Raw genomic sequence first — 13681 nt, forward strand, 5'->3', positions numbered from 1 at the left:
TATTGCGAGAAAGCTCATTCTTCCATATAGATTTATATCTATTATGATGTAACTTACTGTTATTTCTCCCTTATCAGTCCTATAATAAAGAAGTATTATGGAAGAAAGCCATCTACTGATAGCTACTACATAAAAACAAGTAAACACAACTATTTTTGAAAAAGGCTTAAAAAAGCCCACCTCAAGGGTGGGCAAGGGCATTGTTTCCAATGAGAATAGCCGGTTCACACAACTATTCAAGGTCCGCTCCTGCGTTTCAATTTAATGAAGACCTCCCTAGCGTCGAAGGGAGTGGGAAAGAACTCAACCAGTCAACCAAGAGTTCGTCAACATTTCATCATTTCTGGTTGTTGACCTGAAACAGTCTCTTCCCAGACTGTTTTACTCCCACCCCCGCACAGCTCCAACTGTCTGGGAGACAGTTGGAGGTTGGAAATAAGGCGAACTCTTGTTCGCATCAATCGTAAAGGTCAGATTTGGAGTGCAAAACACGAATAAATCTGCCAATCAACCACTGCGCTGAGATGTTGACATGAACTCTTAGGAGCGTGCTGAACCTTAATCACCACCCACTACTCGGCTCATCGCATGAATCTATTCTACCATAATCTCAAGGATTTGCAAGCCTGATTACTCCATTCGTTCTTGAATGGTTACTTGTACACTATCACCAGGCTGTTTTCCAATAGCCGCTCGAATAGCCTTTTGAACGCCAATAATGTAACAGATATTGCCTGCTTCATCCTTAACTCCCCTATTGACAATGGAGCCATCATAGGGATGACCATCAAATCTGGCATGTACCTTTACTCTCCCTTTGCCAAACTCTTCTCGTATATCATAGGGAAAGATGACATAGGCTCCACCCTTGTCCGGTACGGGATGGATAAGGGCTTCAAATTCATAAACTTTAGACATGACTCCTCCTAGATATACTTACTAGCCTCACGGATGGACAAGCCTGCCATTTGGGAACTGTATTTGTCAAGAAAAGTTCGAACCCAGTCAGGATTGGTCTTAGAATAATCCCGTAAGCTCCAGCCAATTGCCTTGTTGATGAAAAATTCTGTCTGATTGAGATTATTGACCAGGATTTTCTCCAACAGCTCTGTATCTGTCTTTTCTTTTTGCAATAGTTGGTGGTCAATGGCAATTCGTCTCAGCCAGAAATCATCATCCACACTCCATTCCAAAATGGTCTGCTTGGCCTCTGGATTGTCCAACACAATCTTACCGACTAGTTTATCTAATCCATCAATACTATCCCACCAAGACTTGGTCTGAGCTAACTGTTTCAATCGAGGTAAATCAGCTAAAACCAGGTCTTTTTTCTTGGTGACCAGATAATCAATGGCGATATATTGAAATTCACGATAGGGTTTGGCCCAACAAGCCTCTACAAAATCCCAATCAATTCCCGGAACCTTAAAATCTTTGAAGAATTGCTTGGCAACTGTTCGACGGTCAGGTGACCGAACGCCTAGAAATTCAAAATGATTCTTCATATAGGCTTTCATTGGCTGAGCCTGACTGGCATCCGCTACCGTTAACAATCGTTTTTCTAGTTCTTCAATCTTCATTTTGCTTACCTACAAGAGATTTTTGAAGCCAGACAATATCATGCCAAGTCTCAAATTTATACCCCACCTTTTTGAAATGAGCCACCTGTTCATATCCCCTTTTTTCATGGAGGGCAAGAGAGGCAGGATTTGGCAGGGCAATGCAGGCTAAAAAGTTCTTAAAACCACGCACCGTCAATTCCTCTTCCAAGGCATCATAGAGCATGGATCCGATCCCTTTTCCACGTACTTCTTGCTGGATATAGACAGATAATTCCACCGTCCAGTCATAGGCAGCTCGGGCATAATAGGTTGAAGCGTAGGCATAACCAAGAAGTTTCCCTTCTTCTACTGCGACCAGATAGGGAAACTTCCCCAAGGTCTTTTCAATCCTACTTGCAAATTCACCCACAGTCGGTACCTGAGTCTCAAAGGTAATAGCTGTCTTTTCTACATAAGGAGCATAAATTGCCACCAGGTCTGCCGCATCCCCTATCCTTGCAGAACGAATGTCTATCATTTAGTTCTCCAATAATTCTCTATCATAAATGGTATAATCACAACGGTAGATAATTAACCGTTTGCCATCAATCAAGAGTTCAGAAGTCTTAGGTGCATCAGATGCATAAAGAGACACTTTATCACCTACATAAGTAGCAAGCGGGGTTCCGTTTTGCGAACGAATCAAAACCACCTTTGCCTTACCTGTAAAATCATTTTTGAGACTAGATACCATACGGTTAACAAGCGGAATTGCACGATCGTAATTTGCAATATCTACTGTGGTCTGATATTTCGCATACAAATCTTCCAAGCCTTCTTCTGCTGCGATCAAGGACGAACCAACATGGTCAATTTCAAAATTGCCAAGTGTGACTTTCAAAACAGACGAATCCGCATTGGAATTGCCTTCGGCATCCACAGAGTCAAATTCCTCGTTCCGCGAAATCGATAGGGATTTACCAGACATTTCATCTATCAATTGAGAATTTTCATCATAAGTCCGTACCGTCATCTCCAATCCAATCCATTCTTCCTTGGTATTTTTCCACCAATTTGAAATTGATTGACAGCCAGAAAGAGTGACTAGACTGGTTACTAATACAGCACCAAGTGCTAACTTTTTATTCCATTTCATATAAAACCTCCAATAGTTGATACCTTATTGTACCATGAAAAATTTTTTTGAGACCGTCTATGACAGCGAATAATACTTCTTCCTGGTACTGCCCGAGGATCGAAGAAATCCATATTCCTCGAATCGAGACAAGTATCGACGAGCTGTAGCTGGACTGAAACCCATTACCTCTTGTAAATCTCTACTGGAGATAATCGAATGTTGACGTAAAAAAAGAGCAACCTTTTCAAATACAGCCCGCTCTTTTTCGCTCATAATCTGCTCACTCAAAATGAGCGAATTAGTGAGCGAATTAGTGAGCGAATTGGTGAGCGAATATTCTTCTAATGTTTCAAAAATTGCATCAAGCATGAACTCGATAAAAACAGTAGCATCCACTGATGTATTACTGATTGCCAGACTGTCATAATATGCCTGTTGGTATTTATAAATCACTGTTTCAATGGGAATCCATTCAAAAATTGACTCCCATTGAAAAAGCAATAAACTTTGCCACAATCTCCCCATGCGTCCATTTCCATCTTCAAAGGGATGAATAATCTCCAATTCATAATGAACAATACAGCTTTTAATCAAAGCGTGTAAATCACTCCGTCTTGCCCAAGCAAATAAGTCCTCAACAAGAGGTTTAATGAATTGAGGACGAGCACCAACATGGACTACATTTCCCTCACCATCATAGACTCCTACATCCGTTGTACGGAATGTCCCTGATTGTTTTACTAATCCTTGAGTTAATGCAGCATGAGCTCGCAAGAAATCATTGATATCATAAGGGTCTAAACCAAAAGCAAATTCATAAGCTTCATAGGCATTTTGAACTTCATGAATTTCTTTCGGCCTTCCTAAGACACGTTTTCCTTCAATGATAGCTGTTACCTGTTCCACAGTTAAACTATTATTTTCAATCGCCAAAGATGACTGTATAGAGCGAATACGGTTTTCCTTTCGTAAATGCAGATCACGCTTTTCTAAAACAAGGCGAGTCGTCAAAGAAGAAATCTCTGCTACTCGACTAATCATTTTTTCAGTTAAAGTATAGTTTGGTTGCATGATGACCTTTCTATCAAGGTTGTTAAAATTCAATATAAAATTACTATTCTAAAATTGAACTTAAAAGCTTATAACTTATTGTACCATGGAATTGCCTAAACAAAGAAAAATGTGTGCAAGGTATTCAATAAACAAACTAAAATCAGATCATTTCAATTTGAAAACTAACAAAAACAATAATTTCATTGCAAAAACAATTTTTAAATAAGCAAATCAAACTGAATTGCTACTTTTAAACATTTTTATCATTGTGTTTTAATGCAATTACTTAAAAATAAAATTTTATTATAGGTAAATGTGCTGTTTTGAGAAGTTTTAAAAATTTTTTTGAAATAATTCTATTTTTTTCTACTTATTTACGAATAAATAAGATGACCGGAAAAAAAGATAGTGAGGTAAACAAATGAAAATCCGAATTCCATTATATGCACAACATCTGAATCAAGCAGAATTTACACAACTCATCACCACTAGTGTTGATACCTTGAAACAATATAGTGCAGCCACCAATGACCCTATGGTAACGGACTTAATCAAACAGCTTGAAGAATCCTTGCCCTTACTGAAAAAAAGTCTCAAACAAAAACGTGGCTCAGACATGACAAGCGACTTAAAGAAGGCCGTAAAGAATCGAAAGGCCGACTACTCTGCCTTTGTCAATGGATTAAAACTCTTTAAAAATTCTCGAACACCAGAGAAATTGCAGGCTTATAACCGACTTCAAGAACTCATCAAATTATACAAAAATACATGGTCTACCAATATGCAAGAATCATCTGCTTTGATTGATTCCCTACTAGACCGACTGGCGAAACCGCCTTACTCAGAAGATGTTAGTCTACTGATGTTAGATGAAGCTGTTGCCAATCTCCGTGAAAGCCATGAAAGTACTTATCGTCTCTATCTGAAAAGAAGTCAAGACACCAGCACTCGCGAAAAGATAAACAGCTTGGAAGTCCGTAAAACAGCCTTCAATCTGTACACCCTCCTTTATAGTCACTTGGTCAATAAAATAAGCTATAACCCAACAGCACCAGAGAAAGTTATCCTGCAAGTCTTAAATGACATTCGCCAAGATTTTTCAGAACGGACACGACAGAAAAATCAAACAGGAACTAACTCCGCTACAATAAACATTGTAACAACCTTACCGCAAGGAAAAGAGTTGGAGACAAGATAGAAAAAATTCCCCCTAGTCGTTTGATTAGGGGGATTAAGTATTACTTCTCAAAAGGACCATTCATTGTATCATTTTATTTATGTTTATCGTTTCTAACAATTTTATTTCTTCTACACATTTTGATTTAATTTTCAAAACTTGAATTAATAAATGATACTTATCAATGAGTTTAATCATTTAATATTTTATCAACTAATTCTTTCTTATTCAATTGGCTAGAAATAGAATCGCTTATTCTATCACCAGACCTAGCTGATAAAAGCCTGTACAACTGCTGCCTCTTTGAACGAGTCATGCTTTGAAATGAAATGTATTCATAAATCAATAGTTCTAAATTCGATTTTACGATACTAGATAATTCTTTAGATTTTAATTTCGAACTTATTTCATTATAATTTAAATAGTGCTTATACCTCATTTCAATGCCTTTTTCAATTAAATAAACTAAAGGCGATTCTTTATCATTAAATAATTCTTTGAAAATTGGTAGAACCTTACTTGAACCAATACTATCAATGGTTTTATTGACTAAAATTGCAATAATACTAAAAATAATCCTTATTAAAAATTTTTTGAGTTCATTTACAAATTCAGATTGTAAAACTTCTTCTCCTATTTCTCTTTCTAAAACAGCATTTATTTCTGAGAATAATTTATCAAATTCAATTTGCTCTACTAAATTACAAAACTCCTTTATCAATCGGAAGTTTGAATTTACAGTTGCTAAAATTAACTCTTCTAACTGATCACGAGATATTGTACCGTACCTATTTTTTATTATTTCACCAGAAACCTCTGCCGTTTGTATCATTAACCTAATTGGATTATAATCAATTTCATCAGTTGAGTCACCATCTTCTTCGACATTTGATAATTCTTTTTCAATCTCTATACTATCTTTAAATTCAAGTTTTTTACGAATATTTTTTGTTGGTGAATCTGGTTGAGGAAACTTTAAATAGATATTTTCTTCAAGTTGTTGATTAAACGTTTGAATTTCTGACCGAGAAAGGGTTGCTTCAGATAAATCTTTGTTAAAAGAATTTAAATTTTTTGTAAGTGTTTGAATAAATGATTCTGAATAATCAAAATGTGCAATAAATATGCATATTTGGCTATTTTCATACAAATCAAGCCTGTCCATCAATTCTTTCAATTCAGTTTCACAATTTGAAAGATTTTGTGCAAAATACATACCCAAAAAATAATAGTATATATATGGATAAGAGAATTTATATACCCCAAAAGAATCTTTTTCTAAGATTTTTGAAAAAATTAGATTATTCAAATACACCTCATTACTCTCAGGCAAATAGTATTTAGACTTATAAATATCTAAAAATTTATTTAGGTCTTCAAATTGTAAATCATTACTTTTAAAATTTTTAAAATAATAAAATGATAATTCTGATAATATCTTTAAGTATGTGGATATCTCTTGTTCTGTGAGACCAATTTTATAGAAACTAAAAGTAATTAATACATTGTAAAAGTGACCAAATGACGTAAGTTTTTTTAAATCAAAATTATTTTTTAAACTTGCTCCTAAAATTGTTAAAAGAAAAATTGGATAAGCAGGTATAATTTTTTTATTAATTGCATTTTGAGCACCGATAGTTATGTCTAATTCATTATTTTTTGTTTCTATCCAATTTGTAATATCATTCACATTATGATTTACAATACTTTCATGTTTTGAAATATTTGAAACTAATTCATATCTCTTTGATGATTTGAATTGCATAATGGAATATACATTCTTTTTATTTATTTGATCATTAAATTGTATATAGAAAATTTCATCAATAAAAAATATTGCCTGACTAAACTCAGTATCCTCTATTATTAGTTCAATTTGTTTACTGTGTAATAAATGAAAATCATCCACAATGATAACCACACGATTTTTATTCTCTTCAAAATTTAGGTTTAGATACTGTATTGCAGCAATTTTTTTTATTTTATTTTTCCATTTTCCTTTGAAGTTTTCAGGTTTCAAATAAATTGGGAAGTAACCATTTTCAAATAAATCAAAGAAATATTTATAAGCCAAAGTAGTTTTGCCTGATTGTTTCTCACCTGTAATGAATAACTTTTCATTAATAAAAAGTTTTTCATGTATTAAATTTTCAGAATCAATAAAACTTTTCTGAGCATTTTTCTTCAAATCTGGATATACAAAAACATCATTCAAATTGATTCCTGGCATTAAATTCTGTATCAAACCCAATTTTCCCAACTCTAATTTAAAATCAGGAGCGATCTCAACAATTTCAATTTTTGATTCAATTTGAGAATTTTGTAAAATATCATTCAAACTTCTCAATAATTGCTTAAAAGTTGCATTTTCTTCAATACAAGTAATTCTCTCATAAGTAGTTTCCTCTAGGAATCCTCTAAAATCTTTATATTCGAATCCTTGTAATTGCAAGGGAATAATATTTTCAACAGGTTTATTCAATTCTCCTAAGTTTAGTATTAAAGTTTTATTGGTATATTTCTTTTCAATAATATAGTCTACTTCAAATTTAACACCTTTTCCTGGTACGAGAGAATTCAAAAAATATTTCTCGTTGCAACAACAAATAATCGCAACAGAATCATCTAACTCTCTTTGCATAAAATCAGATAATGTGCCTCTTTTATGATATGTACCTTTATCCCAGATTACAGTAAAATCCCTATCTTCTAAACAATCTTTTAATACACGAATAAATTGATCAAGTTTTGCATCTTTTTCTTCGTTATCATCCCATGCATGTGAAATAAAAATTTTGTTCATTTAACACCTCTAAAATTCTCCTCCACCTTCACTTGTCCATTCATCAGCATTGGCAAGAGCCAATCACGCAGTTGGGTCAGTTCTTGGTTTTGTTGTTTATTTTTTTGTATTGCATTCATAATAGGACGAAAAATATCAACAAACATATTAGCAATGACTGGACAATGTGGCTGACTGATATTTTGAACATCTCCAATTGTAATATATTTAATTATTGACCCATTCGAGCCTTTTCTAAGCTTTTCAATGGATTGCAAACATGCGGGATACATGAATAATAACTCGTTTTCATCTGCTGATTGAATAACATATGTTCGTTGATATGCCTCAAACTTTCCTTCTGTAAAGTTGATATAGAAATTGCCGTTACCAGCAATTAATATAGCTTTCCCTTCAAAAGAATACTCATCTGCCTTTATAGGTTCATTGGCTGTTGTCCAAAAATCATACTGACCATTTTCAGTACCAAAATTGGCATCGCGTTTCCCTGTTGCGATATCTAACTCCCCCAACTGTTTCACCCCCCATCCTTCTGGTATTTCCCGTTTGAGTTGGTCGTTATAGACCATTTTACCGCCAGAGGACTTGTAGGGCTTTCCATTTTCATCAGGGAAATCAAACTGCACAAACCAATAATTATAAAGGGTCTTAGCCATCGCCTCCAACTCTTCGTTTATTTGGTTATTAATAGCGATTTTTTGGTCGAGTACACTTAATATTTTCGAAATGTTACTTTGTTCAACTAGTGACTCTGGAATTCTAATTTCATAATTTTTTATATCATTTGCATTTAGGTTATTTCTAACCCCTGATGATAGATTCCGAAGTGATTCATACTGAGTTTTCAGGTAATAATAAACATATTCAAAATCAGCTTTCTCTTCATTAATCATTATATTGCAACATGCTTGATTTGTTGCCATAGGTTTCATTATTATTGAAATGTTACCTCTAGTTTTCCCCTCCCCGTACATAGCAATAGATAGTGTTTTGGGCGGATATAGTTTTAGACTAGTTTTTTCTAAAGCAATCTCAGAAATTTTAGTGTTCGTATCCCAAATATATTTTTCACCTAGTTGATCCGTTTTTAACCAAGGAATAACTGGATTATCCCAATACTCCGAATTACTTTTTAATGGTGTCAACCCACTTGTAATGCTAACTGATAAATCCTTGAGACTTTTTAATTTCCACTCACTCATACCTCACCCTCCTCATCTGCTTCTCTATTTCCTTTTCCAATTCATGGGATTGGGCAAAGAGGCTGGCTAGGCGGTCTTGGTAGCCCTGCATTTTTTCTTCAAACTCTTCTGGGCTGATATCGACATAGTCAATCTTGATGTCAAAGTACTGGCCGGCACTGAGGGAATAGTTCTTGTCCTTAATTTCTTCATAGCTGACCTTGACAGAGAAGTCTTCGACAACTTCTTTCTTAATAAAGGTCTCAATGATTTGCACTTCTTCTTCTGGACTGAGGACGGTCTTTTGGTTCTTACCTTCCTTGACCTTGGTACCAAGATTAGAAGCATCAATCAAGACCACATGGTCCTTATTTTTCTTATCAATAAAGAGAATGGACACGTTGGTTCCTGTGGTCGCAAAGATATTGGACGGCATGGACACAACACCTGCCAACATCTTCTCATCGACCAAGTGCTGACGGATTTTCTTATCAATACCAGACTGGGCGGTGATAAATCCTGTCGGTAAGACAATAGCTGCCTGCCCGTCTTCCTTCAAACTATGGATAATATGCTGGATAAAGAGTTGGTAAATGGCCATACTCTCTTTTTTCTTGTTGGGAATCTTTGGAACGCCTGCAAAGAAGCGTTCACTGCTATTTGGCAGACTTTCTACCTGATCCCGCCACTCTGAAAAGTCCAGTTTGAAGGGAGGATTGGACACGATATAGTCCATTTTCTCGACATGACGATTGTTAAGAATAGTATTACCCTGCACGATATTGTGAATGGAATGCTGCAAGCCATTGAGAATCAAGTTCAGACGCAAAAGATTAGAAGATTTCTGAGAAATATCCTGACTGTAAACACTTGTACGGTCGGTACCGATCTGGCTAGCCAAGTTCATCAAAAGAGTTCCTGAACCTGCAGATGGATCGTAGATTTTGACGTTGCTTGGTTGGTCATTTCCCACCAAAATCGCCGCGATGATTTTAGCAACAGAGTGAGGTGTGTAGTATTCCGCATACTTTCCACCACCGTCCTTGTTGTAGTCCTTAATCATGTACTCAAACAAGGTAGAGAAGAAGTCAAAACCTTGTGAAAAGATCTGCTGGTCAAACTTAACACGCGCCAAGAGATTGATAATGGAAGCCGCAACCTCATTTCGCTTGCTGGCATCGGAAATGGTATCCGTAATCAAGCGTTGGTCAAAGAGTCGAATATCCGTTCCTCCATCTGTATGAACGGAGAAGATAGCATTGTTATCAATGGCAATCTGATTGAGCGTTTGTTCAAAAATCTCCGCAAAATCTGCTTGATTCTGCTGGCGGTGCAGGCTTTCAATCAGTTGTTCAGGTTTTAGATGGGCTGTTTTTGTCCCGATATCATCTAAAAACCATTCATAATCCTCATCAGACAAGTTCAGAAGACCTTGGTAATCATAGGACGGATCAATGATAAGGGCTTCGTACAAAAACTTGTCGTTCAAGAACTTGTAGAGGAAGGACTGGGTCAGGAGCTTATACTCTCCTGCCTCTCCTCCAAGTCCTGCATGGGTAAAGACTGCTTTTAGGTCATCAACTAACCCTTGTACCTGGTTTTGTACCTGTACGATATAATGTTCTTCCATTTATTTTTTATTCTCCTTCATAGACTTCCATTAGGGAACGAATCAACTTGTCATAATCGACTCGTTTGAGTTGTCTACCTTCTTCTGTTTTCTTCATTTCTTCACGGGCTAGGCGTTTGATTTCCCCTTCTAAAAAGGCTTCGTTTTCAAGAATGCCTTGATTGAGACCAATTTGATAATCAATCAATGGCTTGGCACCTTTAAGAACTTGGTAAATGGCTGGGAAATCACTCACTACTGTTGATTGGGTGACACGTTTGAAAGTACGGGCTGACATAGTATCTCCACCAAAGTTCATAGCCAAACGGTTCATTCTTGATTTGTAATCCTCAACAGAGTCAAATAAACTTTGATAGGCTTGTTTGGTCTCCTTGATTCTCGCTAGACTGTACCCTTCGACTTCTTGGGTCATGTGTTTGTTTAGAACGCGTTGAAACTCTTCAAACAGGCTGACCCATTCTGGATCTTTCTCATCTCTCCGCAGATTGATACCATTGGCCACACGGCGTCGGATATCGTCCAGGTCATTAGCCGCAAGTCGTAGCTCTTCTTCCTTTATCTTGGTAAAGCTAAAGCTGGTTTCCGACATGGCAAGATTGAGCAATTGTTGGCTTGAAAAACTATCTGGTTTATCAATCAAACTCAGGGTCAATAACCGTCGAGAAAGCATATTTAAAAGACTGGCAATTTCTTCCATATTGACCTGCTCGATGACTTCATGATAGCCATGTAGGCGTGCCATATTGTAGTACTGACGAATGGTTTCTAGTGATTTTCTAAGAGCAATCAACTCCTTCTTATCTTTCACATCGTCGATAGCTTTTTCAAAAAATTCCAGGTTATCGGTTGGAAAATTCATTAAAACCTTGTGTGATTTTTCTAGCTGGTCTTTGACTTCCTCAGGAGACACAAAAATGGCTCCGAAAGGATTATCTCCGTCTTCTTCTGTCAAAGCTGTCTGGTATTCGCGATTGAGTTCTTCCAAGTAGGCTTTGTTGGTCTTGTCAAATTCCTTGGAAATGTCCGCAAAATCAATGACATAGCCAAAAGCATAATCCTTATAAGGTCGATTGACACGAGTTAAGGTCTGCAAGAGATTGTGAGCCTTGATTTTCCGTCCAAGATAGAGGCGTTTTAAACGAGGTGCATCAAATCCTGTCAAAAGCATAGAATAAACAATGATGAAATCGAACAGCCCTTTCTTGAACTTGTCTACCTCTTCTTTCTTGTAGTCCTTGTCTCCCACATCATGCAAAATCAAGGTAGAAGTGAAACTGGTCTGGCCTGTTAGTCGCCGATCTTCTAGTTGCTGGTGCAATTCTCGTGCTTGTTCGGATGAATCACAGACAATCATTCCACCGATTGATTGGTCACCAAAAAGAATATCCCGTGCTCTTGTAAAATCATCTAAGATGAAATCCAACATGGGACTGACATAGCGAGGATGAGCAAATATTTCTTTCTTATCAATCGAGCCTTTTTGAATTTCCTCATGGATGGCTTTTAGGTTTTCCTTGTAAGAAGTTTCGATGTCCTCACGCATCAGTCGCAGGGTAAATCCATCTGAAATGGATTGATTGTAATAGTATTTGTGGATATAATCTCCAAAGATATCACGAGTCGTTACAGCTGTTTCCTTGGTTTTTCCGTCAGCCTTTGTCGCTATCAATGGTGTTCCTGTCAGAGCAATTTTGATAGCCTGTTTATCTGCATTATAGAGATTTGGCAGATAGGAGCCTTTTTCATTGTAGGAACGATGTGCTTCGTCGATGAAATAGATATTCTGTTGATTTAAGTCATAACCTGAATGGTCTGTTAAATCAGAGGATTCTTTGAATTTTTGGATATTGACAACAGACACATCATATTGGTCTTGGATCTGATTTAGCTCTCTAGGCTTGTTAATGCGTTTGACCTTCAGACCACGCTTGCTAAATTCTTTAAATGCCTGATCAGCCAAATCCAATCGGTCCACCACAAAGTAAAACTGCGGTACAATTCCTTTTTGGGCATAAAAGTCCCTCAAATAGCGGATATTGAAGAAAGCCAGGGCAGTCTTACCAGAACCCTGTGTATGCCAGATTACCCCCTTCTTCATTCCAGCCTCCAAGCCTCTCTCTATCGCCTTAGTCGCAAAGAATTGCGGATAGCGCATAGCGTGTTTCTGTAGTTGAATCTGTTCATTTTCATCACGTTCTTCCACATAGACTAAACCATAGCGGAGCATGAAAAAGAGCCGTTCTTTCTGATAAAGGGAAGTTAAGAAGGAATTGCAAGGGCTGAATGGATCCAAATTGGTTTGAAATTCCGCCTGTGACTTGAGGGCAAATCGCTTGACATCTGTAAGAACCAAATCAATCATCTCTTCCTCTAAAGGAGATAAGCTCTCTTGTAAGTGCCCTTCCTCTTCTTCTTTGAAAGAGTTGAACTTGGTAGCAGAATAGGCATTGCTACAATAAAAAGAGCCTTGTAACTGCTGACCTTGGCTATCATTGTAGGGAAGATTATCCGAAAAGGAAATCAGTTGGGTAATATTATTAAAGCGTCTAAATTTTTTATTTTCAAATCGGAACTTGGTCCGTTCTTTTTCAGACTGAATCCCCGTTTTCCCATCTCGGATGGCATTGGGTTGCTTGACCTCGATATAGCTGAGTGGGAGACCATTGATAAAGACTGTAATATCTGGTCGGAACTCATCCTCACCATTTTGGCAAGTAACTTCCAAGGCGATATGGAAAGTATTAGCTTCAAGATCGTCCCATTTGATATAGGTGTAGTCAGAGTCAGAATGAATTCGCTTGAAAAAACTACGTCCAATATCATCTTGGTCTAATTCCAAACGGATGTTTTCAAATTCCCGTTCAAAGTCAGCTTCACTTGCGTAATTATTGAATCTTAAAAACTGTCGCTTAAAAATCGAAACAAGGATATTGGTTGAGTGGTCTCTGTTTTTAATATCTTCACTTGCAGCTGAAAGATAGTCATATCCAAGACGAGTCAAATGCAAAGCTGCAGGCAACTGCACTCTTGTAAACTCATTATGTTCCTTTCTCATCATACAAGGCTCCTAGTTTATTCTTATCAATCATTATACCATATTTGCAAAGGCTTTCCGACAAAAAAACCGCCCTTTCGGACGGTCACAGTTCATCAAAGAA

General features: G+C 36.8%; 10 protein-coding genes. 1 reads left to right on the plus strand and 9 read right to left on the minus strand.

What is annotated here, in order from left to right:
- Nucleotides 1-630: 630 nt before the first annotated feature.
- The 5 genes from ODU55_RS06325 to ODU55_RS06345 are packed head-to-tail and all read right to left on the minus strand — an operon-like array spanning nucleotide 631 to nucleotide 3750.
- Nucleotides 631-918 (minus strand): DUF1905 domain-containing protein, encoded by a 288-nt coding sequence (locus tag ODU55_RS06325; protein ID WP_398582289.1) that lies wholly within the window; start codon nucleotides 916-918, stop codon nucleotides 631-633.
- 8 nt (nucleotides 919-926) lie between these two features.
- Entirely contained in the window at nucleotides 927-1580 is a 654-nt protein-coding gene (locus tag ODU55_RS06330) for a DNA alkylation repair protein (protein ID WP_398582290.1), read from the minus strand.
- Entirely contained in the window at nucleotides 1570-2079 is a 510-nt protein-coding gene (locus ODU55_RS06335; protein ID WP_398582291.1) for a GNAT family N-acetyltransferase, read from the minus strand. The genes ODU55_RS06330 and ODU55_RS06335 overlap by 11 nt, the downstream gene beginning before the upstream one ends.
- On the minus strand, nucleotides 2080-2697 hold the full coding sequence (locus ODU55_RS06340) for a DUF5052 family protein (protein WP_398582292.1): 618 nt from the start codon (nucleotides 2695-2697) through the stop codon (nucleotides 2080-2082).
- Nucleotides 2698-2754: 57 nt separating this feature from the next.
- The gene (locus tag ODU55_RS06345) at nucleotides 2755-3750 is read right to left on the minus strand and encodes a Fic family protein (protein WP_398582293.1); all 996 of its coding nucleotides are present in this window, start codon (nucleotides 3748-3750) and stop codon (nucleotides 2755-2757) included.
- Between the two features lie 403 nt (nucleotides 3751-4153).
- Between ODU55_RS06345 and ODU55_RS06350 the strand changes: the two genes are divergently transcribed.
- Nucleotides 4154-4930, plus strand: a complete 777-nt coding sequence (locus ODU55_RS06350; protein ID WP_398582294.1) for a DUF6261 family protein — start codon at nucleotides 4154-4156, stop codon at nucleotides 4928-4930.
- A 169-nt stretch (nucleotides 4931-5099) separates the two neighbouring features.
- Here ODU55_RS06350 and ODU55_RS06355 read toward each other — a convergent pair whose 3' ends face one another.
- Genes ODU55_RS06355 through ODU55_RS06370 form a run of 4 tightly spaced genes read right to left on the minus strand, consistent with a single transcriptional unit; the run spans nucleotide 5100 to nucleotide 13581 of the window.
- Nucleotides 5100-7712 (minus strand): toll/interleukin-1 receptor domain-containing protein, encoded by a 2613-nt coding sequence (locus ODU55_RS06355; protein WP_029996897.1) that lies wholly within the window; start codon nucleotides 7710-7712, stop codon nucleotides 5100-5102.
- Nucleotides 7709-8914, minus strand: a complete 1206-nt coding sequence (locus tag ODU55_RS06360) for a restriction endonuclease subunit S (protein ID WP_398582295.1) — start codon at nucleotides 8912-8914, stop codon at nucleotides 7709-7711. The genes ODU55_RS06355 and ODU55_RS06360 overlap by 4 nt, the downstream gene beginning before the upstream one ends.
- A complete protein-coding gene (locus ODU55_RS06365) occupies nucleotides 8907-10523 on the minus strand; it encodes a class I SAM-dependent DNA methyltransferase (protein ID WP_398582296.1) in 1617 nt (538 codons plus the stop codon). Before ODU55_RS06365 ends, ODU55_RS06360 begins: the two co-directional genes overlap by 8 nt.
- Before the next feature lie 7 nt (nucleotides 10524-10530).
- Nucleotides 10531-13581, minus strand: a complete 3051-nt coding sequence (locus ODU55_RS06370) for a DEAD/DEAH box helicase family protein (RefSeq protein ID WP_398582297.1) — start codon at nucleotides 13579-13581, stop codon at nucleotides 10531-10533.
- Between the last annotated feature and the right edge of the window lie 100 nt (nucleotides 13582-13681).

The sequence above is a fragment of the Streptococcus sp. 2022WUSS037 genome, assembly GCF_044427225.1.
GTDB lineage: Bacteria > Bacillota > Bacilli > Lactobacillales > Streptococcaceae > Streptococcus.

Excerpts from the sequence above, each read along its gene's own strand:
- ODU55_RS06360 (WP_398582295.1), bottom strand. The coding sequence starts at position 8,914 with ATGAGTGAGTGGAAATTAAAAAGTCTCAAGGATTTATCAGTTAGCATT.
- ODU55_RS06325 (WP_398582289.1), bottom strand. The coding sequence starts at position 918 with ATGTCTAAAGTTTATGAATTTGAAGCCCTTATCCATCCCGTACCGGAC.
- ODU55_RS06345 (WP_398582293.1), bottom strand. The coding sequence starts at position 3,750 with ATGCAACCAAACTATACTTTAACTGAAAAAATGATTAGTCGAGTAGCA.
- ODU55_RS06370 (WP_398582297.1), bottom strand. The coding sequence starts at position 13,581 with ATGATGAGAAAGGAACATAATGAGTTTACAAGAGTGCAGTTGCCTGCA.
- ODU55_RS06330 (WP_398582290.1), bottom strand. The coding sequence starts at position 1,580 with ATGAAGATTGAAGAACTAGAAAAACGATTGTTAACGGTAGCGGATGCC.
- ODU55_RS06335 (WP_398582291.1), bottom strand. The coding sequence starts at position 2,079 with ATGATAGACATTCGTTCTGCAAGGATAGGGGATGCGGCAGACCTGGTG.
- ODU55_RS06355 (WP_029996897.1), bottom strand. The coding sequence starts at position 7,712 with ATGAACAAAATTTTTATTTCACATGCATGGGATGATAACGAAGAAAAA.
- ODU55_RS06350 (WP_398582294.1), top strand. The coding sequence starts at position 4,154 with ATGAAAATCCGAATTCCATTATATGCACAACATCTGAATCAAGCAGAA.
- ODU55_RS06340 (WP_398582292.1), bottom strand. The coding sequence starts at position 2,697 with ATGAAATGGAATAAAAAGTTAGCACTTGGTGCTGTATTAGTAACCAGT.
- ODU55_RS06365 (WP_398582296.1), bottom strand. The coding sequence starts at position 10,523 with ATGGAAGAACATTATATCGTACAGGTACAAAACCAGGTACAAGGGTTA.